We start from the raw sequence: 23,030 nt of genomic DNA, 5'->3' as shown, positions 1-23,030 counted from the left end.
AGGCTGCACGGGCCCTTGCCGGGCCGACCGCCGGATGCCACGGTGGTGGGCATGGGACGGCTCGTGGTGCAGGAGATTGTCACGGCAGACGGCTTCGCGGCGGACGCCGACGGGAACTTCACGTTCACACAGAAGGTCGAAGGCAGCGTCGCGGAGTGGGACCGCCACCAGTTCGCGTGGCTCGACGACGTCGACGCCATGGTCATGGGCGCAAGGACCTACGAGCTGTTCAACGCGTTCTGGCCCACGCCGGCCTCGGCGACCGAGATGATCGCGGACAAGCTCAACGCCCTGGATCGCTACGTCTTCTCGACCACGCTCCGCAAGGCGCCGTGGGGTTCCATCGGTGAGTGCCGCATCGAATCGGGCGACGCGATCGAGGCGATCCGCCGGATCAAGCGGCAGACGCCTGGCGACGTCGTCGTATGGGGCAGCCTGACGCTCGCGCGCTCCTTCCTCGCGGGCGGCGAGGTGGACGAGGTGCGGCTCCTCGTCATGCCCGTGGCGCTCGGCGCGGGGCGCGGGTTCTTCCCCGAGGGCGCGCAGGTCCTGGCGCTGCGCGGCACTGAGACGCTTGATTCCGGCCTTGTCGAGCTCGTGTATGACGTGCGCCGTCCCGCGGCGGGCTGAGCGGGCTGAGGGGGTGCGCCCGCGCGTTAAATGGCTCCGCCCCCGGCGTTGCGCGACCGGGGGCGGAGGGTATGGGTGGCGGGGCGGGTGAGGAGCGGCCGCCGTGGAGCCCGCGTGGCGAGGGCGTTCCGTCAGGTGAGGCGGACCTGGCGGTTGACGTCCTTGTAGAGGAGATACCGGAACTCGCCCGGGCCGCCCGCGTAGCAGGCCTGTGGGCAGAAGGCGCGAAGCCACATGAAGTCCCCGGCTTCGACCTCGACCCAGTCGTTGTTGAGCAGGTACATGGCCTTGCCCTCGAGGACGTAGAGGCCGTGCTCCATGACGTGGGTCTCGGGGAACGGGATCACGCCGCCGGGCTGGAACGTCACGATGTTCACGTGCATGTCATGGGCGAGGTCGTCGGGGTCCACGAAGCGCGTGGTCTTCCACACGCCGTTGACGTTCGGCATCTCACGCGGCGCGACCTCGGTGTCGCTCGTCACGAAGGACTTGGCCTCGTAGCCCTCGAGGCGCTCGTACGCCTTGCGGATCCAGTGGAACGAGACGATGCCGTCGGAGACGTTCTCGAGGCCCCACGCGTCGCCCGCGGCGAGGTAGGCGTAGCCGCCCTCATCGAGCTCGTGCACCTCGCCGCCGAGCGTGAGGTTGACCTTGCCCTTCGTCACGAAGACCACGCCCTCGACGCCCGCCTCGAACTCGGCCTTCGGGGCGCCGCCGCCGGGGCCGATCTCGACGATGAGCTGCGAGAACGTCGTGGCGAAGCCCGAGATGGGCCGGGCGATGATCCACGAGCGCGTGTTCGTGAAGCCCGGGAGATTGCTCGTCACGATATCCGTCAGGACGCCCTTCGGGATGACCGTGTAGGCCTCCTTGACGATGGCGCGCTCGGTCGTGAGGTGCGTCTGGGGCGGCAGTCCGCCCTCGGGGTAGTAGTACTTGCCCATGTGTGAGTCCTTACTGGATTGAGGTCGAAGCTAGTTCGCATTCAGTGCAGCCAGGCGCGGGTGCGCGAGGCGCGTGAGGTCGCCCTCCGAGAGGCCCGTGAGGGCGCGGACCTCGTCGGCGCCGGCTGCGCCGCACTGGACGCCGCGGAGCACGAAGGCCGCGAGCGCGCGGGCCGTGGCCGGCTCGTCGAGGACGGCTCCGAGGGTCTGCTGGACGTAGTTCCGCAGCCGCTCGGTGGCCCTCGGGAGGCCTTCGCGGTAGAAGGCATACGTCGCGATGTACCGCGTGGGCAGCTGGTGGGCGTGAAGGTCCCAGCCCTGGTAATAGCCGCGCTCGAGGGAGCGGCGCACGAGGCGCGCGTGGAGCTTCCACGCCTCCTCGCGCTGGGCGGCGTCGCCCACCGGGAGGACGTTCGTGGAGCCGTCCGAGAGGCGGATGCCCGTCCCGGCGACGGCGAGCTGCATGACTTCCTTCGCGAAGTCCGCGGCCGGGTGCTCCATGGACTGGTACGCTGCGGCGATCTGGAGCGACGCCGAATAGTCGTACGTGCCGTAGTGCAGGGCAGTGATCCGCCCCGGCGCCCTATGGGCGAGCTGGGCCACGGGGTGGTCGCCGTCCGGGCCGATGATGAGCTGGGGCGTCTCCACCTGGACCTCGAAGCCGAGGCGGCCGGGATGCAGGCCCAGCGAGGATTCGAGGCGTTCGACGGCGTAGACCATCGCCTCGACCTGCTCGACCGTGCTCACCTTGGGCAGGGTCAGGACGAGACCCTCGGGGAGACTGTGCGGGCCATCCCCGGTCTCAACGAGCCGCGCAAGGAACAGCTCGAGCGTCCGCAGGCCGCGCCGTCGTGTGCCCTCCTCGAAGCACTTGAAGCGGATGCCCACGAACGGCGTCGCCGTCCCCGCGGCAATCGCCTCGGTGACCTGGTCCGCGGCCCGGACGGCCTCGGCGTCCTCCGTGGCGTCGGGATCCGTGGAGCGCCCGGGGGCCAGGTAGCCGTCCTCGAAGTCGATCCGCAGGTCCTCGACGGCCTCCGTGCCCAGCTTTGCCTCGACGCGCGGGGCCACCTCGGCGGCGAGCCCGGCGGGGAGGCCCACGAGCTCGGCGAGGCGCTGGATCCCGCCGGCCTCGGCCGCCGCGGCGAGAGCCAGCTGGCCCCAGTCCGCGGCGAGCGACGGCGTGAACCGGTCCGCGGGGACGTACACCGTGTGCACGGGCTGGCGTGTGCCGGCGTCGCCCGGATACGCCTCCGCGAGGAGGCGATCCGTGCCCGCGAGCTGCGCGTCGATCCGTTCGAAGTCCGCGTCACCGAAAACCGCCTTCGGCAAGGCCTCAGACGGGAAGCCGGAGTCGGGGCCGCTCATCAGCCCACCAGCTCGTAGGCGGGCGTCGTGAGGAAGTCGGTGTAGTCCTCCGAGAGGCAGATGTCCGCGATGAGGCGGCTCGCGGGCTCGTAGTATGCCGAGAACTGCCCGGGATCGACCTCGCCGCGCAGGCGCTCGGTCTCCTCCGCGAGGAGTGTCGAGACGAGCTCGCGCGTCACGGTGTTGCCCGTGTCGTTCAGGACCACCTTGTTGTGGATCTGCTGCCACACCTGCGAGCGCGAGATCTCCGCGGTCGCCGCGTCCTCCATGAGGTTGTGGATCGCCACGGCGCCGTTCCCGGACAGCCACACCGCGGTGTACGCGACGGCGACGTACAGGTTGAGGCGCAGCCCGGCCTCGGTCGCGACGCCCTCGGCCGAGGACACGTCGAGCAGTTGGTCCGCGGTCACGTTGACCTCGGGGCGCTGGCGGTCCACCTGGTTGGGCTTATCGCCCAGGAACTGGTCGAAGACCGCCTGGCACGTCTCGACGAGGTCCGGATGCGCGACCCACGAGCCGTCGAAGCCGTCCGTGGCCTCGCGCGTCTTGTCGGCGCGGACCTTCTCGATCGCGGCGGCCGTGATCTCGGGCTCCTTGCGGTTCGGGATGAACGCCGCCATGCCGCCCATCGCGAACGCGCCGCGCTTGTGGCACGTCTGGACGAGGAGCTCGGTGTACGCACGCATGAACGGCGCCGTCATTACGACGGACGCGCGGTCGGGGAGCGTGAACTTCTCGCCCGCGTCGCGGAAGAACTTGATGATGCTGAACAGGTAGTCCCACCGGCCCGCGTTGAGGCCTGAGGCGTGGTCGCGGAGCTCGTACAGGATCTCGTCCATCTCGAACGCGGCAGGGATGGTCTCGATGAGCACGGTCGCGCGGACGGTGCCCTGCGGGATGCCGAGGTAGTCCTGCGCGAAGACGAAGACCTCGTTCCAGAGGCGCGCCTCGAGGTGGCTCTCCATCTTCGGCAGGTAGTAGTACGGGCCCCGGCCGGAAGCGATGAGGAGCTTCGCGACGTGGAAGAAGTGGAGGCCGAAGTCCACGAGCGCACCGGAGGCGGGTTCGCCGTCGACCGTAATGTGGCGCTCCTCCATGTGCCAGCCGCGCGGGCGGGTGACTACGACGGCGAGAGGCGCGTCCTCGCGGAGCCGGTACTCCTTGCCCTCGGGCGAGGTGAACGAGAGCGTGCCGAGGGCGGCGTCGCGCAGGTTGAGCACGGAGTCGACGACGTTGGCCCAGTGCGGGCTCGAGGCGTCCTCCATGTCCGCGAGCCACACCTTCGCGCCCGAGTTGAGCGCGTTGATGGCCATCTTCGCGGGGCTCGCCGGACCGGTCATCTCGACCCGGCGGTCCTCGAGCGCGGCCGGCGCCGGCGCGACCCTCCACTGGGCGGCGCGGATCTCCGCCGTGTTCGGCAGGAAGTCCAGCCGGCCGGTCGAGGCGGCCTCCGCGCGTCGTGCCTTGCGGGCCTCCAGCCGGTCCTTGCGCTCGGCGGCGAAGCGGCGGTGCAGCTCCTCGACGAACGCGAGCGCCTCGTCCGTGAGGATCTCCTCTGCGCGCTCCACAGGCTTCGTATCGGTCACAGTGATGGCCATAGCTCTACTTCCTCTCCCTGGTCTGAAGTCTTGAATCGTGAGGACCCGGTGCTGGATCAGGCGTGCGCTGCCGCGACGATGGCCGCGGCGACGTCCTGGGCGACGTGCGGGTCGAACACGCTCGGGATGATGAAGCTCGCGTTGAGCTCCTCGTCCGAGACGCGCGAGGCGATGGCTTGGGCCGCCGCCACCAGCATGTCAGGGGTGATGTCGGCCACGCCAGCGTCGAGCAGGCCGCGGAACACGCCCGGGAACGCGAGCACGTTGTTGATCTGGTTGGGGAAGTCGCTCCGGCCGGTGGCCACGACGGCGGCGTGCTCGGCGGCCGCGATCGGATCCGTCTCGGGGTCCGGGTTGGCCATCGCGAAGACGATCGCGTCCTGGGCCATCGTCGCGACCTGCTCGGGGCCGAACAGGTTCGGCGCGGAGACGCCGATGAACACGTCCGAGCCCTTGAGGGCCTCGTGGAGGGTGCCAGAGAACGCCTCGGGGTTCGTGTTCTCGGCGATCCAGATGCGGTGCGCGTCCGTGAGCTGCTGCCCGCGGTGGATCGCGCCCTTGCGATCGCACGCGATGATGTTCGTGGCGCCCTGGGCTTGGAGCAGCTGGATGATCGCGTTGCCGGCCGCGCCGACGCCCGAGACCACGATGCGCACGTCTTCGATCTTCTTGTTCACGAACTTGAGAGCGTTCACGAGTGCCGCGAGCGTCACGATGGCGGTGCCATGCTGATCGTCGTGGAACACCGGGATGTCGAGCTCCTCGCGGAGGCGGGCCTCGATCTCGAAGCAGCGCGGCGCCGCGATGTCCTCGAGGTTCACGCCGCCGTAGACCGGCGCGATGGCCTTGACGATCTTGATGATCTCCTCGGTGTCCTGCGTGTCGAGGCACACGGGCCACGCGTCGACGTTGGCGAACTGCTTGAAGAGGGCGGCCTTGCCCTCCATGACGGGGAGCGCGGCGGCGGGGCCGATGTTGCCGAGACCGAGCACGGCTGAACCGTCCGTGACGACGGCGACGGTGTTGCGCTTGACGGTGAGGCGGCGGGCATCCTCCGGGTTCGCGGCGATCGCGAGGCACACGCGGGCGACGCCGGGCGTGTAGGCGCGCGAGAGGTCGTCGCGGTTGCGGAGGGGAACCTTCGGGACGACCTCGAGCTTGCCGCCGAGGTGCATGAGGAAGGTGCGGTCCGAGACCTTGCGCACGGTCACGCCGTCGAGCGCTTCGAGCGCAGCGGCGACCTGCTCGGCGTGCTGCTCCGACGTCGTGTTGCACGTGATGTCCACCGTGAGGCGGTCGTGGTGCGATTCGCTGATGTCGAGCGCCGTGACCGGGGCGCCGGCCGCGGCGACGGCGGCGGCGAGCTCGCCCGTGATGCTGATGCGCGACGGCGCGTCGATGCGGAGCGTGATGGAGTTGCCGGGGCTGGGACTCGCCATTGAATCGTCCTTACGTCAGGAGGCCACCGCCTCGGGTTAATTTCCGTACTACGGATATTATTGTTTGCATCTTGGAAAAACAAGTCCCGCGCGCGACCCCGCAACGCGTGGGACGGGACCCCGCAACGCGTGGGACGGGACCCCGCAACGCGTGGGACGGGACCCCGCAACGCGTGGAGGCCGGGCGCTTGTGGCGTGTTGTATCGTGAGGTATCGGCAAAGCTTCCGGGATGCGGATAATTAATGCCGGAACAGGATCCGGTCGCGACCCATGGAGGATCACATGGCCGAGAAGGCCTCAGGCGGCGTCCAGTCCGTCGAGCGCGTCTTCGAGCTGCTCGAACTCATCACCGACGCAGGTGGGGATGTCACGCTGAGCGAGCTGTCGTCGTCGACCGAGCTGCCGCTGCCCACGATCCACCGGCTCCTCCGCACGCTCGTCGCGCTCGGGTACGTGCGGCAGCTGCCCAACCGCCGCTACGCTCTCGGCCCGCGCCTCATACGCCTCGGCGAGGGTGCCAACAAGCAGCTCGGCGCGCTCGCGCAGCCGCAGCTCAAGACGCTCGTGGACCGCCTCGGTGAGACCGCGAACATGGCCGTGCTCGATTCCGACATGGTGATCTACGTGGCCCAGGTCCCGTCGCTGCACTCGATGCGCATGTTCACGGAGGTCGGCCGGCGCGCCCACACGCACGATACCGGCGTGGGCAAGGCGATCCTCTCGCAGCTCGAGGACGATCAGGTGCGCGCGATCGTCGGCCGCCAGGGCATGCCCACGCCCACGGCGTACAGCATCGGCGACGTCGAGACGCTCCTTGCTGACCTCGACAAGATCCGTGCCCGCGGCTACGCGATCGACGAGCAGGAGCAGGAGGTCGGCGTGCGCTGCTTCTCGATGGCCGTCCCCAACGCCCCGACCCCGACCGCCATCTCCGTCTCGGGCCCCGTCTCCCGCGTCGACGACGCGTTCGGCGAGCGTGCCGTCCCGGCGCTGCGCGAGGCCGCGGCCCGGATCTCGGAGGAGCTCAACCGCGCGTAGCCCCGGTTGCGCCGTCACGTCCGCAGGGTTCACACCCCGCGGACGTGACGGCGCAACGCAGGCGGGAGGGGATTCACGGTGAGATTCCGAGTCGCGGAAGTTGTATTCCAAAAAACTTCCCCGAAACTATGGCGCGCGTCACAGACCCTTGCTATCGTCGATGTGTCACGGCGGGTCCCCGGGCGAATCTGGTCAGCAGATTCCCGGGAGGCTATCTACCAGGCAACCTCAATTCAGAGCTTTCGAAGTCTGGTCAGGCCTGGTCTGAACCGTTAGGGCGTTCCTGGAGTGGCCGGACTTCCCCCAAGCGAGGGAGTCTCCCATGACCACCACCCTTTCCACCCCTGCGCCGCTCGCGGCCGGCGATCGCCTCCATTTGGCGCGCGCCGTCCAGCTTGCGGCCCAGAACGTCCTCGAGAACGGCGGCCCGTTCGGCGCCGTGGTCGTCAGCGCCGACGGCCAGATCTTCGACGGCGTCAACCGCGTCACCGCGAACAACGACCCCACGGCCCACGCCGAGGTCACCGCGATCCGCGCCGCGTGCCGGGCCCTCGGCACCTTCGATCTCAGCGGTGCCGTCCTCTACTCGAGCTGCGAGCCATGCCCCATGTGCCTCGCGTCGGCGCTGTGGGCGCGGGTCTCGACCGTCCGCTTCGCCGCCGACCGCCACGACGCGGCCGCGGCGGGCTTCGACGACGCGGTCTTCTACGACTTCTTCGACACCCCCGTCGAGCGGCGCTCGATGCCCGTGGTGCACTCCGAGCCCGAGGGGATCAGCCGCACGGCCCCCTTCGAGCAGTGGTCCGCCTTCGCGCAGCGCGTCGAGTACTGAGGCGGCCGAGATGAGCATCAACACCAGCACTGTGTCCACTGACGAGCTTGAGCCCGAGCGTGAAGGCGCGGCGGGCGCGGAGCAAACGACGACGGCGCCCGCCTCCCGCGAGCGCACCTCGCCCCCCAGCCGGGGCGGCCTCCTCGACAGGATCTTCAGCATCACGAAGCGGGGCTCGACGATTCCGCGCGAGATCCGCGGCGGCCTCGTCACGTTCTTCACGATGGCGTACATCGTGATCCTCAACCCCCTCATCCTGGGCGGCTTCAACGCCGCGAAGGCGCCCACGGACGTCACGGGCGCGTTCCTCCCGGCCGCGCAGGTCGGTGCCATCACGGGCCTCACGGCGGGCGTCCTGACGATCCTGTTCGGCGTCTTCGCGAACCTCCCGTTCGGCCTTGCGGCTGGCCTCGGCATCAACTCGTTCCTCGCCGTCGCGGTCGTCAAGGACGTCTCGTGGCCCGAGGCGATGGGCCTCGTGGTGATCAACGGCGTCCTCATCGTCGTGTTCGGCGTCACCGGAGCCCGGACGGCGATCTTCCGGGCCGTGCCGCGCGAGCTCAAGGCCGCCATCACCGTGGGCATCGGCCTGTTCATCGCGTTCATCGGCTTCGTCGACTCGGGCTTCGTGCGCGGAACGAAGGCCGGCCCGCCGGTCCAGCTCGGCCACGACGGGTCGATCACCACGCTGCCCACGCTCGTGTTCATCGTCGGGCTGATCCTCATGGGTATTCTCGTTGCGCGGAAGATCCAGGGCGGGATCCTGATCGGCATCATCGCGACGACCCTGCTCGCGATGGGCGTCGAGGCGATCTGGCACATCGGCGCCGGCGGCCCGAACAACCCCGACGGCTGGCACCTCAACACGCCCGTCCTCTCGGGCCAGCTCGTCTCACTGCCCGACTTGAGCCTTGTGGGCCACTTCGACCTCTTCGGGGCGTTCGGCCGGATCGGCCTCCTCGCGGGCATCACGCTCGTCTTCACGCTCGTGTTCACGAACTTCTTCGACGCGATGGGCACCATGACGGGCCTCGCGAAGAGCGCAGGCGTGGCGGACAAGGACGGCACGTTCCCGCGGCTCAAGTCCGCGTTCATCATCGAGGGCTTCGGCGCGGTGCTCGGCGGCGCCAACTCGGGCTCGTCGAACACCGTGTACATCGACTCGGCCGCGGGCATCGGCGAGGGCGCCCGCACGGGCCTCGCTTCCGTGGTCACGGGGGCGCTGTTCCTCGGCTCGATGTTCCTCACCCCGCTCACGAGCGTCGTCCCGCTCGAGGTCGCGTCCGCGGCGCTCGTCGTGGTCGGCACGATGATGGCGGGCCAGATCCGCGAGATCGACTTCACGAGATTCGACATCGCCCTGCCCTCCTTCCTCACGATCGTCACAATGCCGCTCACGTATTCGATTGCGAACGGCATCGGCGCCGGGTTCATCACGTGGGCCGTGGTCCGGGCCGCGAGCGGCAAGGCGCGGCAGATCCACCCCCTCATGTGGGTGGTCGCGGCCGGATTCATCGTGTACTTCGTGCGCGGGCCGCTGGGGCACCTCATCGGGGCCGGCGGCTAGGCCGCGCACCGGGAGTCCCACCCACCCTCCCTTACACGCACCCTCGCTTACACCCACCCTCCCGCCCATATGAACCGCGCCCGCGGGGCCCCGGAAGTGACGCTCCGGGCCCCCGCGGGCGCACCATGGATACACGCGTCGCAAGGCGCGGATCTTCCTCTGATCAGTGAAGGGGGAGCCGATGATCGAGCTCCTGAGCGCGCTGCCCGCCTGGCAGCCCGCGGCCCGAGGGGAGCGCTGCGCGGTCGCGACCGTTGTCGCCGCGAGCGGATCGGTGCCGCGCCCCGTGGGCACGTCCATGTTCATCGCCGCACCCGAACACCCCTACGACGCCCCCGCGGTGCTCGGCAGCCTCTCCGGCGGCTGCGTCGAGGGCTCCGTGGTCGCGGCCGCCCTCGAAACCCTCGACGACGGCGCGGCGCGGTGCGAGCGCTTCGGATACTCGGCCGAGGACGCCTTCGCCGCCGGGCTGAGCTGCGGCGGCGAGCTCGAGGTGCACATCCAGCCGCTCCCGCCCGCGGCCGCGCGCGAGCTCGTGGAAGGCACCCACGCCCCGTTCGCCGTCGTCCGTCGCCTTGCCGCTGAGGGCGAGACCGCAGCGGACGACGGCGCCGCCCTCCCCGTGATCCTCGGCGCGCCGCCCGCCGGACTCGCCGAGCCAGCCGCCGGGTTGGCCGCCGCGTTGGCCCGGCTGTTTCCGGAGTCAGACGAGACCGCGCGCCGGGCGGCCGCGCTCGTGGCGCCCGTGCTCGCGCAGGGGACGAGCGCCGTCGTGCCCGTGGAACCCGCGGGCGGCTGCGCCCCGGGAGCGGGGCCCGTGCGGCTCCTCGTCGAGAGCCGCCTCCCCGCGCCGCGCTTCGTGGTGGTCGGGGCGAACGACTTCGGCGCCGCTCTCGTGCCGGCCGCACAGCTCCTCGGCTACCGTGTGACGCTCGTCGACGCGCGCCCTGCGTTCGCCACCCAGGTTCGCTTCGCCGCCGCCGAGGAGGTCGTTGTCGCGTGGCCGCATGAGTATCTGGTCGCGGAGGCGGTGGCCGGGCGCCTCGATCCGCGGACGGTCGTGTGCGTGCTGAGCCACGACCCGAAGTTCGACATCCCGCTCCTCGACGCCGCGCTGCGCCTCGACCTCGCGTACGTCGGGGCGATGGGCTCGCGGCGCAGCCACGAGCAGCGGATCGCCTCGCTCCTCGAGGCCGGCCACGGGCCGCTCGCGCTCGGGCGGCTGCATTCGCCGATCGGGCTCGACCTCGGGGCCGTGACGCCCGCGGAGGTCGCGGTGTCGGTCCTCGCAGAGGTCGTCGCGTCGCGGTCCGCGGCCGCCACGGGCGAGCCCCTGCGCGACCGCCCGGGACGCATCCACGCGCGGGACGTGACGGCGCGGCCGCGGCGTTCGGTTGCGCCGTCACGTCCAGTGGGTTGGGACCCACCGGACGTGACGGCGCAACGGGGGAGCGAAAGGATGGGGGAGCCCTCATGGACCTGAACACGATCGAGTCCCTCGTCCCGACCGCCGACCCAGGAGAGTGGCGCGAGGGCGACGCGTGGCTCGCGGGCGGAACCGTGCTGTTCTCCTACGGGAGCCAGACGCTCAAGCGACTCCTCGACCTCACGTCGGCGGGGTGGGAACCCGTCGAGGAAGACGCGGACGGCCTGACCCTCGCGGCGACGTGCACCGTCGCGCGGCTCTGGGAACTCGGGGACCCCGGCGGGGCGACGGTCGCGCGGTGGCCGGGGCTCGCCGTCGTGCGCCCGTGCTGCGACGCGTTCGTCGCGTCGTTCAAGATCTGGAATCTTTCGACCGTGGGCGGCAACATCGCGACGTCGCTCCCGGCCGGGCCCATGACGTCGCTGTGCGCGGGGCTCGACGGCGTCGCGACCCTCTGGGGCGTGGGCGGCGCCCGCGAGCTCCCGGTCGCGGACCTCGTGACGGGGGACGGGCGGAACGCCCTCGCGCCCGGCGAGCTCATCCGCTCGATCCGGCTGCCCGGGCATGCGCTTCGCGCCCGCACCGCGTTTCGGCGGCTCTCGCTGAGCAATTTGGGCCGCTCGGGCGTCCTGCTGATCGGGCGGCGTGACCCGGACGGCGGCTTCGTGCTGACCGTCACGGCGTCGACGACGAGGCCCGTCCAGCTTCGCTTCGCGGCCGGGGAGCTGCCCGACGCCGAGGCGCTCGCCGACGCGCTTGACGCGGCGGTCCCGAGCGACCTGTACCACGACGACATCCACGGCCTGCCCGGGTGGCGGCGCGATATGACCTACCGGCTCGGCGAAGAGTTGCGCGTCGAGTTGTGTGACGAGCCGGGCATCTGGCCGGCGGCGCAGCTGCCTTATGGAGAGCGAGGAGCCTGACATGGCCATCGAGATCAACGGGCGGCCGGCCGACGGCGCGCCGCGCCCGGGCCAGTGCCTGCGCACCTTCCTGCGCGAAGAGGGCGCGCTCGGCGTCAAGAAGGGCTGCGACGCCGGCGACTGCGGCGCGTGCACCGTGCACGTCGACGGGGTTCCCGTGCACTCGTGCCTGTACCCGGCGCAGCGCGCGGACGGCCACGCGATCACGACGATCGAGGGCCTCGCGGCCACGTGTTCCCACTCCGCTTCCGAGGGCGACGCCGAGACAGCCGGCAACGGCGAGCTCCACCCCATGCAGCGGCAGTTCGTCGACGCGCAGGGCTTCCAATGCGGCTTCTGCACGGCGGGGATGGTCATGACCGCGGCGACGTTCGACGGCGCCCAGCTCGCCAACCTGCCGCGGAACCTCAAGGGCAACCTGTGCCGCTGCACGGGGTACGCCGCGATCGAGACCGCGGTCACGGGCGCGGGCCAGGGCGGGCCGACGGACGGGCAGTTCGGGGACGACGTCCCTGCGCTCGCGGGCTCACGGATCGTCTCGGGAACGGAGCGATACACGCTCGACGTCACCGACGCGGAGGTTCCCGGCGGCCAGGCCGCACTCCTGCACCTCAAGCTCGTGCGCTCGCCGCACGCCCACGCGCGGATCCGTTCCCTCGACGCCTCGGCCGCGCTCGCCGTGCCCGGGGTGGTTGCCGTCTTCACGTCCGAGGATGGGCCCGGCGTGCTCTACTCGAGCGCCCAGCACGAGATCGTCGAGGACGATCCCGACGATACGCGCCTGTTCGATACCGTGGTGCGCTTCCGCGGACAGCGGGTGGCCGCCGTCGTCGGCGAAAGCGTCGCCGCAGCGGAGGCGGGGGTGCGCGCCGTCGTCGTCGACTACGAAGTGCTGCCCGCCGTCTTCACGCCGGAGGCCGCCCTCGAGCCGGGCGCGCCGCTCGTTCACGGGGAGAAGGACGCCGCCCTTTCGCGGATCGCGGACCCGGGGCGGAACGTCGTCGCCGAGCTGCACTCCGAGGTGGGGGACGTCGAGGCGGGCCTCGCCGCCGCGGACTTCGTGTACGAGGACACGTTCCAGACCCAGCGCGTACAGCACGTGGCGCTCGAGACGCACTGCTCGATCGCGTGGACCGAGGGCGACCCGTTCGGCGGGTCCGGCACCCTCGTGGTGCGGTCCTCGACGCAGGTCCCGTTCCTTGCCCGGCGCACGCTCTCGCGGATCTTCGGGCTCCCGCTCGAGCGCGTCCGCGTGGTCACGGGGCGCGTAGGCGGCGGCTTCGGCGGGAAGCAAGAGGTCCTGACCGAGGACGTTGCGGCGCTCGCCGCGCTGCGCCTCGGGCGGCCCGTGCAGCTCGAGTTCACCCGCTCCGAGCAGTTCCAGGCCTCGACCACGAGGCACCCGTTCACCATCAGGCTGCGGGCTGGCGCGAAGCGAGACGGGACGCTGACGGCGCTCGCGCTCGACGTCGCGACGAACACTGGCGCGTACGGGAACCATGCCCCGGGCGTCATGTTCCACGGGTGCAACGAGTCCGTGAGCGTGTACCGGTGCGCGAACAAGAAGATCGATGCGCGGGCCGTCTACACGCACACGGTTCCCGCCGGGGCGTTCCGCGGCTATGGGCTGAGCCAGATGATCTTCGCGGTCGAATCGGCCGTGGATGAGCTCGCGGCCGGCATCGGCATGGACCCGCTCCAATTCCGGCGCCGGAATATGGTCTACCGCGGCGACCCCATGATCGCGTCGCACCCCGAGCCCGAGCCCGACGTCCTGTACGGGAGCTATGGCCTCGACCAGTGCGTGCGGCTTATGACGAAGGCCCTCAAGCGTGGCCGGGAGCGCGAGCGGCAGTTCAACGGTCCGCTGGGCACGGGCGAGCTCGGCCCTGAGTGGCTCGTGGGGGAGGGCTCCGCGCTCTCGATGATCGACACCGTGCCGCCTCGCGGGCACCACGCGCACTCGCGGATCGCGCTCCTGCCCGACGGGCGGTTCGGCCTCGACGTCGGGACCGCCGAGTTCGGCAACGGCACGAGCACCGTCCACGTGCAGCTCGCCGCGACGGCGCTCTCCGCGGGGGCCGCCGACGTCGAGCTGAGGAACGCCGACACGGCGCTCACCGACCACGACACGGGCGCGTTCGGCTCCACCGGGACCGTCGTGGCGGGGAAGGCCACGCTCGCGGCGGCGCAGGAGCTCGCGGGGCGGATCCTCGCGTTCGCTGCCAAGGTGACCGGGGCGGACGGCGCCGAATGCGTCCTGGCGAGCGGCGCCGTCGTCTGTTCGGGGCAGCGCGTGCCGCTCGCGGAGCTTGCCGCGGCCGCCGCCGAACGCGGCGTCGAGCTCGTGGCGGACGGCCGCTGCGGCGGGACGCCGCGCTCGGTCGCGTTCAACGTCCACGGCTTCCGCGTCGGGGTGCACCGCGGAACGGGCGAGCTGCAGATCCTGCAGAGCGTCCAGGCCGCGGACGCCGGGGTCGTGGTGAACCTGCGGCAGTGCCGGGGCCAGGTCGAGGGCGGGATCGCGCAGGCGCTCGGGGCGGCACTGTGGGAGAACGTCCGGGTCGACGAGACCGGGCACGTGACCACGGACATCCTCCGGCAGTACCACATCCCGACGTTCGCGGACGTTCCGCGGAGCGAGGTGTACTTCGCGGAAACCTCGGATCTGCTCGGGCCTCTTGGGGCGAAGTCGATGAGCGAGAGCCCGTTCAACCCCGTAGCTCCCGCGCTCGCGAATGCGCTCCGGGCCGCCACGGGGATCCGGTTCACGGAGACGCCGTTCACGCGGGACAGGATCTACCTCGCCCTCAAGGAGGCGGGGCTCGCGCTGCCGGTGCAGCGAGTCTCACTGCAGCCGGGCGTGCCGGCCGCCGCCGTGATCGGTTGATGGCCGCCTGACCGTGCTCCCTGTCCGGTTGTTACTTCCCAATCGGTCGGGAGTGCGGCGGGTCGCGGCTTCCGTCTGTGTTGGATCGCAAGAAGTGGACAGGAGTACGGGTAGACCCTTGACCCGGTGTCGAACCGTTCGTTAGAATTTCATGTATCAGAAAAACTTTTCCGGATTACGAAATCAGACTCCGGAATCAGTCCAGAAAGGGGAGGAAGATGCCCACGAAAGAGACCAACCAGCTTGCACCCGCGCAGGAGTCGGCGGCCGTCGAGCGCTACATCCCCCGGGAATGGACTACGGACCCCGACTTCGCCGTGAGCGATGAGCGGCACGAGCGGCGTGGCTGGTTCACGCGCATGCTCGGCTGGCTCGCGGCCCACTGACCCGCGCCCGCAAGGGGCCCAGGCACTCGGTGCCTGGGCCCCTTGTGTGCTATGTTGACGTTGCATACATTGTGGAATCTGGGGCCGATGGAGGGCTGCTCATGTCGACGCCATCGCGCGATACGTACCATCACGGGCACCTTCGCGCCGCCTTGATCGACGCGGCGATGGAAATGCTGGAGAGCGGCGAGCCGTTCTCGCTGCGTGCGGTTGCCCGACGGGCGGACGTGTCTCAGACCGCCCCATATCGGCACTTTGCGGATCGCGAGGCGCTCGAGTCGGCATTGGCCGTGCGTGGGTTCCAGGACCTGCGCGGCGAGCTCTCGCTCACCGGCGGCCCCGCCGCGTCCGAGGGCGAGCTCGTCGAGTTCGGGGTCGCCTATGTGGCGTTCGCACTACGCCGTCCGGCCGTGTTCCGGCTGATGTTCGGGCAGGAATGCGATGATCAGAACGACGAGCGGGTGCTCGCGGCGCGAGAGCTGAGGGATCTGCTCGCGGACTCACTTCGCGGGCTCTACCCTGGGGCAGATCACGGGGCCCTCGCGGAGGCGCTGTGGGCGCTCGTGCACGGGCTCGCGTTCCTGCACCTCGACGGCAAACTGGCTGCGGCATCGAGCGAGGACGTCGCGGTCCGGGTGCGGGCGGCGTTTGGGTCGCTGCGTACTCTTGGGGCTGCGCTCGCGGCCTGACCGCCCCCGTCGGCGAAGCGCTGACCTGGACAGCGTCGCGAGTCGTGTTCGACTCGGGACCCTCAATGCCTCCCAGGGCGCAGCCGGAGCCGGTCAGCGCGTCCCGGCGTCGAGCCTCTCGCGCAGCGCGCGCATGGTGCGCCTGTTCTCCCATCGCGTCGCACCCACGACGAGCGGGTGCCCCCAGGCGAGCAGTCCGCGCGTGGTGATCTGGCCTGTCCTTGACACCCTGGTAACGCTCCCGGTCGAGATGGCCTCATAGCGGATCGCGAAGGAGAGGGTCCCGGCCCGATTGGCCTGGCGGAACTCGATCAGCCGCCCCGCCTCGAGCCGGGTCACCTCGCCGCGTACCGTACCGACCACGGTGTGGTCCGCGTAGGTGTCGCCGACGGCGGCGGCTCGCGGCACCGCGCCGCTCGTCCCGCGATAGACCGGCGAATGGGGCAACCAGGAGCCCCAGCCCCGGACGTCGCACAGCGCGGCGATCACCTCCTCGGCGCTCGCACGCGTCTCGACGGTCACGGTGGAGGTGCTGGTCGGCATGGTCGCTCCTTTTCGTAGCCTTCTCAGGATGCCCTACGTGCAGTGAGCCAGGTGCTGTAGCGGCGGCGGTCGCGCGGCACGCGCAGCTGGTCGAGGCTGAGGGCGAGCCAGGCGCTGACACCCGGGCGGGCGCTCCGGCCGCGTCCCAGGCGGCGGAGTTGGTAGCGGATGCGTGACATGCTCGCGGCGGAGGCGATGGCCTTGTCCTCGATGGTGACAGGCGCGAGTGCGACGCGGGCGTCCTCGCCGTGGTGCCACCGATTTGGGAGGTCGGGGTCGACCGCGAGGGCAGAGCCCATGCCGACGAGGGCGATGCCGCCGTCGAGCACCTCGTCGGCGACGGGGCGGCGGGTAATGCCGCCAGTGAGCATGAGCGGCAGCGGGCTGGTCTTCGCGAGGTCTTCGGCGAGGGTGAGGAAGTACGCCTCGCGCGCCTGGGTGCGGGAGTCCTTGGCCTGCCCGGTCATGGCGGGCGCCTCGTAGCTGCCGCCGGAGAGCTCGACGAGGTCGACGCCGAGCGGGGTCAGCATGCGGATCACCGTTGCGGCGTCGTCGGCGTCGAACCCGCCGCGCTGGAAGTCGGCGGAGTTGAGCTTGACCGCGACGGCGAAGGCGGGCGCGACGGCGGCCCTGACCGCGCGGACGACGTCGAGGAGCAGGCGGGCTCGGTTCTCCAGGGATCCTCCCCACGGGTCGGTGCGCTGGTTGGCGAGCGGGGAGAGGAATTGGGAGAGGAGGTAGCCGTGTGCGGCGTGGATCTCGACCCCGTCGAAACCGGCTTCCTCGGCCAGGCGGGCGGTGACGGCGAACCGCTCGACGGTCTCGGCGATCTGCGCGGAGGTCATCTCGACTGGCATCGCCAGCCTCTTGGTGACCCTGCCGGCCTGGACCCGTATCGCCGAGGGCCCCCAGGCGACGCCGGGGAGGTCGGAGCGCACCTGACGGCCCGGGTGATTGATCTGCATCCACACCTTCGCGCCGCCGCTCTTCGCGGCCGCTGCCCACTCCCGGAATGGCTCCAGTGGCGAATGGGAGTCGAGGACGACGCCGGCGGGGCCAGTCATCGCGGCGTCGTGCACCATGACGTTCCCGGTGATCAGCAGCCCCGCGCCGCCTTTGCTCCACCGCCGGTAGAGCGTGAACAGGTCGCTGCCGGGGAGCTGGCCGGAGGCGGCCATGTTCTCCTCCATCGCGGCTTTGGCGACCCGGTTCGGGATGGTCGCGCCGCTCGCGAGCGTGAGGGGAGTGAACAGCGGAGAGGGCATCGGGGCTCCCTGCGGAAGTTGACGTTGCTTACATCGATGACGATAGGCGGCAATGTTTTCGTTGTCAACATGCATCCGCGCCGAGAAACGACTGCTCCGCAACTGGCGTGCGGAGACCTCAGAACGACAGTTACGGAGCAGAGGACGGGAGCGGAGCGGGGGTTACTCGTCCGTGCTGGCCTCCGGGCCCGCGTTGACGTCGAGGAGGCGGTACTTCGCGATGGCGCGACGGGGGGCGTCCGCCGGGACCTCGCCGCGGCGGGCGAGCTCCTGGAGCGCGCGGACGACGACGGACGTCGAGTCGATCTTGAAGAACCGGCGGGCCGCTGCGCGCGTGTCCGAGAAGCCGAATCCGTCGGCGCCGAGGACCGCGTAGTCACCTGGGACGAACTGGCGGATCTGGTCCGGAACGGACTTCATGTAGTCCGTCACGGCAACGACCGGGCCGCGCCTCCCCGCGAGCTGCTGCGTCACGAACGGCACGCGGGCCTCGGCCTCGGGGTGCAGGAACGACTGCTCCTCCGCGGCGAGGCCGTCGCGGCGGAGCTCGGTCCACGAGGTCACGCTCCACACGTCGGCGGCCACGCCCCAGTCCTCCGCGAGGAGGCGGCGCGCTTCGATCGCCCACGGCACCGCGACGCCCGAGGCGAGCAGCTGCGCGCGGGGAGCTTCCTCCGCGAGGCGAGCTGCGCCGTCGTCCGTCGACCCACCCGTGCCGCCCGCGCCGCCCCCACCTACGCCACCCCCAGGCAGCCGGTACATGCCGCGCAGGAGGCCATCGACGTCGAGGCCCTCCGGCTCGGCCGGCTGCACGATCGGCTCGTTGTACACCGTGAGGTAGTACATGACGTTGGGGTCGGGGTGCGCGCCGCCGTACATGCGCTCGAGCCCAGCGCGCACGATGTGCCCGATCTCGTACCCGTACGCGGGGTCATAGGTGACCACAGCCGGGTTCGTCGAGGCGAGGATCGGGGAGTGCCCGTCGGCGTGCTGGAGGCCCTCGCCCGTGAGCGTCGTGCGGCCGGCGGTGGCGCCGATGATGAACCCGCGCGTCATCTGGTCGCCGGCGGCCCAGAACGAATCGCCGGTGCGCTGGAAGCCGAACATCGAGTAGAAGACGTAGATAGGCACGAGCGGCTCGCCGTGCGTCGCGTACGAGGTCCCCGCCGCGGTGAACGCCGCGACCGCCCCCGCCTCGTTGATGCCCGGGTGGATGAGCTGCCCGGCCGGCGATTCCTTGTACGCGAGCACGAGGTCGCGGTCCACCGAGAGGTAGTTCTGCCCGTTCGGGTTGTAGATCTTGGCCGTGGGGAAGAACGCGTCCATGCCGAAGGTCCGGCTCTCGTCCGGGACGATCGGCACGATCCGCCGCCCGAACTCCTTGTCCCGCATGAGGTCCTTGAGCAGGCGGACGAACGCCATGGTGGTCGCGGCCTGCTGCTTGCCCGAGCCGCGGGCGGCGATGGCATACGCGGACGACGGCGGGAGACTCACCTCGGCGTGGCGGCTGCGCCGCTCGGGCACCGAGCCGCCGAGGGCCGCCCGGCGCTCGAGGAGATACCGGATCTCGGGGGCGTCGGCGCCGGGGTGGTAGTACGGGGGCTGGTAGGGATCGGCCTCGAGCTGCTCGTCGGAGATCGGGATCCGCAGGTGGTCGCGGAAGTCCTTGAGGTCCTGGAGCGTCATCTTCTTCATCTGGTGGGTCGCGTTGCGGCCCTCGAAATGGGAGCCGAGCCCGTAGCCCTTGACGGTCTTCGCGAGGATGACGGTGGGCTTGCCCTTGAACTCGACGGCCGCTTTATAGGCCGCGTACACCTTGTGGTAGTCGTGGCCGCCGCGCTTGAGGCTCCAGATCTGCTCGTCGGTGAGGTCAGCGACGAGCTCCTTCGTCTCGGCGGACTTGCCGAAGAAGTGCTCGCGGACGAACCCGCCGTCCTCCGCCTTGAACGTCTGGTAGTCGCCGTCCGGGGTCTCGTTCATGATCCGCACGAGGTGCCCCTCGCGGTCCTTGCTCAGAAGGCGGTCCCACTCGCGGCCCCACACGACCTTGACGACGTTCCAGCCCGCGCCGCGGAAGAACGCCTCGAGCTCCTGGATGATCTTGCCGTTGCCGCGCACCGGCCCGTCGAGGCGCTGGAGGTTGCAGTTGACCACGAACGTGAGGTTGTCGAGCCCCTCGTTCGCGGCGAGCTGGAGCAGCCCGCGGCTCTCGGGCTCGTCCATCTCGCCGTCGCCGAGGAAGGCCCACACGTGCTGGTCCGAGGTGTCCTTGAGGCCCCGCTGCGCGAGGTAGCGGTTCGACTGCGCCTGGTAGATCGCGTTCATCGGACCGATGCCCATGGACACGGTCGGGAACTCCCAGAACGAGGGCATGAGCCGCGGGTGCGGGTAGGAGGAGAGTGCGTGGCCCTCGCGGGACTTCTCCTGCCGGAATCCATCGAGGTCCTCCTCGGTGAGCCGCCCCTCCATGAAGGCCCGGGCATACATCCCCGGCGAGGCATGTCCCTGGAAGAACACGTGGTCGCCGCCGCCGGGGTGGTCCTTGCCGCGGAAGAAGTGGTTGAAGCCCACCTCGTAGAGCGTCGCGGCCCCGGCGTACGTCGAGATGTGGCCGCCCACGCCGATGCCCGGCCGCTGCGCGCGGTGCACGAGCACCGCCGCGTTCCAGCGCATCCACGCGCGGTAGCGGCGCTCGGTCTCCTCGTCGCCCGGGTACTCGGGCTCCTGATCGGCCGGGATCGTGTTGACGTAGTCCGTCGTCGTGACCATGGGGACGCCGACGCTCTGCGCCCCTGCGCGCTGCAGAAGGTTGCGGACCACGAACTGCGCCCGCTCGGTGCCGCGCTCCTGGACGAGCGCATCGAACGATTCGATCCATTCGGCCGTCTCTTCCGGATCGTGATCGGGCAGTTGCGCTCCGAGCCCGCTGAGGATGTGCTGGGTATGCTCTCCAGTCAACAAGTCCAACCTCTTTCTGTGCGCGCCGGTCGCGCGCGCTCGTCCATCGGGACTTCGTCATCCCGAGGAGGGAGTGGTCAACGCCGCTTCCATGATTCCGTATAATGGAAACGAAATATTGCGATGTGGATTAAGAGTGGCGCGCTCTCGGGGCGCGCGTCAAGTACCGCGAGCTGAGTGAGGTTCTGTGAACGAGGTATCAGGCACGGATGCAGAGTCGGTGGCGCGTGTCGCCGTCGTGACCGGCGCGGGCTCGGGGATCGGGCGCGCGGTCGCCCGGAAGCTCCTCGCCGAGGGCTGGAACGTCGCCCTCGCCGGGCGGCGCCCCGAGCCGATCGCGGCGACCGGGCGGGGCTTCGGGGAGCGCGCGCTCGCGGTGCCCACGGACGTCTCTGCGGCCGACGACGTCGAGCGCCTCTTCGACGAGGTCGCCCACCGCTGGGGCAGGGTGGACGTGCTCTTCAACAACGCGGGCGTCTTCGGTCCGTTCGGGGACGTGAGCGAGATCGAGCCCGCCGCGTGGGAGGCCACGGTCGCCGTCAACCTCACGGGCAGCTTCCTGTGCGCCGCGGCCGCGTTCCGCGCCATGAAGGAGCAGAGTCCGCGGGGAGGACGGATCATCAACAACGGCTCCATCTCGGCGCACAGCCCGCGCCCCAAGTCCGTCGCCTACACCGCCACGAAGCACGCCATCTCGGGCCTCACGAAGAGCATCGAGCTCGACGGCCGGCCGTACGGCATCACGTGCGGCCAGATCGACATCGGCAACACGCGCACTGAGCTGATCGACGCGCTCATCGGAAACGACAGCGTCGGCGAGGGCGCCCTCCAAGCCAACGGATCGCGCCTCGTGGAGCCGACGTTCCCCCTCGAGGAGGCCGCGAACGCCGTGTTCCTCATGGCCTCGCTCCCGCCCTCGGCCACGGTCGGCTCGCTCGTCATCACGGCCTCGGGGATGCCGTTCGTGGGGCGCGGCTAGCGCTCACGCGAGCGGGAGGAGTTCGCTGAGGTCGGTCCGCATGCCGGACGCGCTGAGCTTGCCGGAGGCGAGCGCGTCCGCCCACGCGAGCGAGCCGGTCGCGAGCCCGAGCCACGTCTCGGCGTCCGTCTCGACCACGTTGGGCGGAGTGCCGCGCGTGTGCCGCGGCCCCTCGACGCACTGCGCGACGCCGAACGGCGGCACCCGCACTTCGACCGCGTTGCCGGGCGCGCGGCTCGCGAGCTCCTCGAGCGTGTACCTCACCGCCGTGGCGAGCAACGGGCGCGGCAGCGCGGACGACGGCGCCGCCGCGCCTTCGCCGCCCGGCTCCCCGCGCGCGGTGCGCCACTGAGCGACCGCCGCGCGGCCGTCGTCGACCGCGATCCTCCGCCTGGGCGCCATCGGTCCTGCCTAGTCGAGCAGCGCCGACACGGCCCGGCCCAGCCGGATCCGGCCCACCGGCCGGCCCCCGCCCAGGATCGGTTCGACGACGTCCTCGAGGACCCGCGCGACGTCGGGCACGTCCACGGCGTCCGCAGCCGCGAGCATCGTGAGGGCCACGAGCATGGTCGCGCGCCGGTTTCCGTCGAGGACCTTGACCGCCACGGACGCGCCCTGTGGCGTCGCGAGGACCAGGACGCCCTCGGCGCCGCCCTTTGCGAGGAGCCCGAGCTTGTCCATGACCACGGTGTTGTCCCCCGAGTGCCCCTGCACCGCCCACGGGTAGTCGAGCATCGACGTCGCAACGGTCGCGGCTCGCGCGTCGCCCATCTGCCCGCTGCCGCCGCCGGGGGCCTTCGCGAGGTGCGAGTACGCGCGGGCCAGGCCCACGAGCGAGACCGCCGCGACGGGAGCCCCGCAGCCGTCGATGCCGAGGTGCGCGATCTTCTCCTCGGTGTATTCCTCGACGGTTTGGCGCACGCGCTGCTGGAGGGGGTGGTTCGGCTCAAGGTAGCTGTGCCGGTCCCAGCCGTTCACCACGCACGCCCACAGGTACGCGGCGTGCTTGCCCGAGCAGTTGGACGCGAGGCGTCGCTTGCCGATCTCGGTCCGCACGAGCCAGGCCCGGGCTTCCTCGTCCTGCGGCCAGTCGGCTGGGCACTGGAGGTCGGACTCACGCAGCCCCGCCGCCTTGAGCATGCCCTCGACGACATCCATATGGTCGAGCGAGCCCAGATGGGACGCGCACGCGAGCGCCACCTGGGCTCCGCGCAGCGGGACGCCGCTGCGGAGCGAGGCGAGGGCTTGGAACGGCTTGAGCGTGGAGCGCGCGAAGACGGGCGTGCGGATGTCCCCCAGGGCGGTCACCACGGTGCCGTCCCCAGCCAGGACCACAGCCGAGCCGACATGCCGGGACTCGACGAATCCGCTGCGTTCGATCACGGCGAGCTCCGCGGCATCGTCTGCCGTGAAGGTGGAGTGGTTGGCCATGTCCGAAGTCTATTCGCGGGGCCCGGCCTGACCCGGCCGCAACTCGCGGCCGCGGCCCACGGAACGGCGCGGAACCGCCACCGGGATATGTCGTCCCGCGCCCGTGGACTCGCCGTGCGAGCG

The 23,030-nt window shown here is 70.7% G+C and carries 19 protein-coding genes; 10 read left to right on the top strand and 9 right to left on the bottom strand.

The features are described 5' to 3' along the window. Positions 1-51 precede the first annotated feature (51 nt). Positions 52-630 carry a dihydrofolate reductase family protein gene (locus ACOKR1_RS17980; protein WP_422934273.1) on the top strand — a complete coding sequence of 193 codons (579 nt, stop codon included), beginning with the start codon at positions 52-54 and terminating at the stop codon, positions 628-630. Positions 631-761: 131 nt separating this feature from the next. Here ACOKR1_RS17980 and ACOKR1_RS17975 read toward each other — a convergent pair whose 3' ends face one another. The 4 genes from ACOKR1_RS17975 to ACOKR1_RS17960 are packed head-to-tail and all read right to left on the bottom strand — an operon-like array spanning position 762 to position 5,979. Beyond that, entirely contained in the window at positions 762-1,574 is an 813-nt protein-coding gene (locus ACOKR1_RS17975; protein WP_422934272.1) for a bifunctional allantoicase/(S)-ureidoglycine aminohydrolase, read from the bottom strand. A 30-nt stretch (positions 1,575-1,604) separates the two neighbouring features. Beyond that, positions 1,605-2,942 (bottom strand): DUF6986 family protein, encoded by a 1,338-nt coding sequence (locus ACOKR1_RS17970; protein ID WP_422934271.1) that lies wholly within the window; start codon positions 2,940-2,942, stop codon positions 1,605-1,607. Continuing rightward, complete coding sequence (gene aceB, locus ACOKR1_RS17965) at positions 2,942-4,540, bottom strand: malate synthase A (RefSeq protein ID WP_422934270.1); 1,599 nt, start codon at positions 4,538-4,540, stop codon at positions 2,942-2,944. Before aceB ends, ACOKR1_RS17970 begins: the two co-directional genes overlap by 1 nt. 56 nt (positions 4,541-4,596) lie before the next feature. Continuing rightward, a complete protein-coding gene (locus ACOKR1_RS17960; RefSeq protein WP_422934269.1) occupies positions 4,597-5,979 on the bottom strand; it encodes an NAD-dependent malic enzyme in 1,383 nt (460 codons plus the stop codon). A 283-nt stretch (positions 5,980-6,262) separates the two neighbouring features. Between ACOKR1_RS17960 and ACOKR1_RS17955 the strand changes: the two genes are divergently transcribed. The 8 genes from ACOKR1_RS17955 to ACOKR1_RS17920 all read left to right on the top strand — a co-directional run bounded on the left by ACOKR1_RS17955 (position 6,263) and on the right by ACOKR1_RS17920 (position 15,731). Beyond that, positions 6,263-7,018: an IclR family transcriptional regulator gene (locus ACOKR1_RS17955; protein ID WP_422934268.1), complete on the top strand. Its 756-nt coding sequence runs from the start codon at positions 6,263-6,265 to the stop codon at positions 7,016-7,018. 322 nt (positions 7,019-7,340) lie between these two features. Further along, complete coding sequence (locus tag ACOKR1_RS17950; RefSeq protein WP_422934267.1) at positions 7,341-7,850, top strand: nucleoside deaminase; 510 nt, start codon at positions 7,341-7,343, stop codon at positions 7,848-7,850. 10 nt (positions 7,851-7,860) lie between these two features. Beyond that, the gene (locus tag ACOKR1_RS17945; RefSeq protein WP_422934266.1) at positions 7,861-9,417 is read left to right on the top strand and encodes an NCS2 family permease; all 1,557 of its coding nucleotides are present in this window, start codon (positions 7,861-7,863) and stop codon (positions 9,415-9,417) included. A gap of 181 nt (positions 9,418-9,598) precedes the next feature. Beyond that, positions 9,599-10,900, top strand: coding sequence for an XdhC family protein (locus tag ACOKR1_RS17940; RefSeq protein ID WP_422934265.1), 1,302 nt, complete (start codon positions 9,599-9,601; stop codon positions 10,898-10,900). Then, a complete protein-coding gene (locus ACOKR1_RS17935; RefSeq protein WP_422934264.1) occupies positions 10,891-11,766 on the top strand; it encodes an FAD binding domain-containing protein in 876 nt (291 codons plus the stop codon). Before ACOKR1_RS17940 ends, ACOKR1_RS17935 begins: the two co-directional genes overlap by 10 nt. A gap of 1 nt (position 11,767) precedes the next feature. After that, positions 11,768-14,656, top strand: coding sequence for a molybdopterin-dependent oxidoreductase (locus ACOKR1_RS17930; protein ID WP_422934263.1), 2,889 nt, complete (start codon positions 11,768-11,770; stop codon positions 14,654-14,656). 218 nt (positions 14,657-14,874) lie between these two features. Continuing rightward, the gene (locus tag ACOKR1_RS17925; protein ID WP_415856227.1) at positions 14,875-15,042 is read left to right on the top strand and encodes a hypothetical protein; all 168 of its coding nucleotides are present in this window, start codon (positions 14,875-14,877) and stop codon (positions 15,040-15,042) included. A 101-nt stretch (positions 15,043-15,143) separates the two neighbouring features. After that, complete coding sequence (locus ACOKR1_RS17920) at positions 15,144-15,731, top strand: TetR/AcrR family transcriptional regulator (RefSeq protein ID WP_422934262.1); 588 nt, start codon at positions 15,144-15,146, stop codon at positions 15,729-15,731. Between the two features lie 93 nt (positions 15,732-15,824). On the opposite strand, the gene ACOKR1_RS17915 is transcribed toward ACOKR1_RS17920, so the two are convergent. From ACOKR1_RS17915 to aceE, 3 genes are all read right to left on the bottom strand, one after another. Next, the gene (locus ACOKR1_RS17915) at positions 15,825-16,274 is read right to left on the bottom strand and encodes an SRPBCC family protein (RefSeq protein ID WP_422934261.1); all 450 of its coding nucleotides are present in this window, start codon (positions 16,272-16,274) and stop codon (positions 15,825-15,827) included. 23 nt (positions 16,275-16,297) lie between these two features. Next, positions 16,298-17,539 carry an NADH:flavin oxidoreductase/NADH oxidase family protein gene (locus ACOKR1_RS17910; RefSeq protein WP_422934260.1) on the bottom strand — a complete coding sequence of 414 codons (1,242 nt, stop codon included), beginning with the start codon at positions 17,537-17,539 and terminating at the stop codon, positions 16,298-16,300. A 162-nt stretch (positions 17,540-17,701) separates the two neighbouring features. After that, positions 17,702-20,500, bottom strand: a complete 2,799-nt coding sequence (gene aceE / locus ACOKR1_RS17905; protein WP_422934259.1) for a pyruvate dehydrogenase (acetyl-transferring), homodimeric type — start codon at positions 20,498-20,500, stop codon at positions 17,702-17,704. A gap of 184 nt (positions 20,501-20,684) precedes the next feature. Here aceE and ACOKR1_RS17900 point away from each other — a divergent pair, with 184 nt between their 5' ends. Then, the gene (locus ACOKR1_RS17900; RefSeq protein WP_422934258.1) at positions 20,685-21,476 is read left to right on the top strand and encodes an SDR family oxidoreductase; all 792 of its coding nucleotides are present in this window, start codon (positions 20,685-20,687) and stop codon (positions 21,474-21,476) included. A 3-nt stretch (positions 21,477-21,479) separates the two neighbouring features. Here the strand turns inward: ACOKR1_RS17900 and ACOKR1_RS17895 are convergent, their stop codons facing one another. Both ACOKR1_RS17895 and ACOKR1_RS17890 read right to left on the bottom strand, forming a co-directional pair. After that, a complete protein-coding gene (locus ACOKR1_RS17895) occupies positions 21,480-21,878 on the bottom strand; it encodes a sterol carrier family protein (protein WP_422934257.1) in 399 nt (132 codons plus the stop codon). Positions 21,879-21,887: 9 nt separating this feature from the next. After that, a complete protein-coding gene (locus ACOKR1_RS17890; RefSeq protein ID WP_422934256.1) occupies positions 21,888-22,907 on the bottom strand; it encodes an asparaginase in 1,020 nt (339 codons plus the stop codon). Positions 22,908-23,030: the final 123 nt, after the last annotated feature.

The sequence above is a fragment of the Sinomonas sp. P47F7 genome (assembly GCF_049332655.1).
Lineage (GTDB): Bacteria > Actinomycetota > Actinomycetes > Actinomycetales > Micrococcaceae > Sinomonas.
Note: the sequence above shows the minus strand (reverse complement) of the source record. Positions and strands in the feature narration are given on the sequence as shown.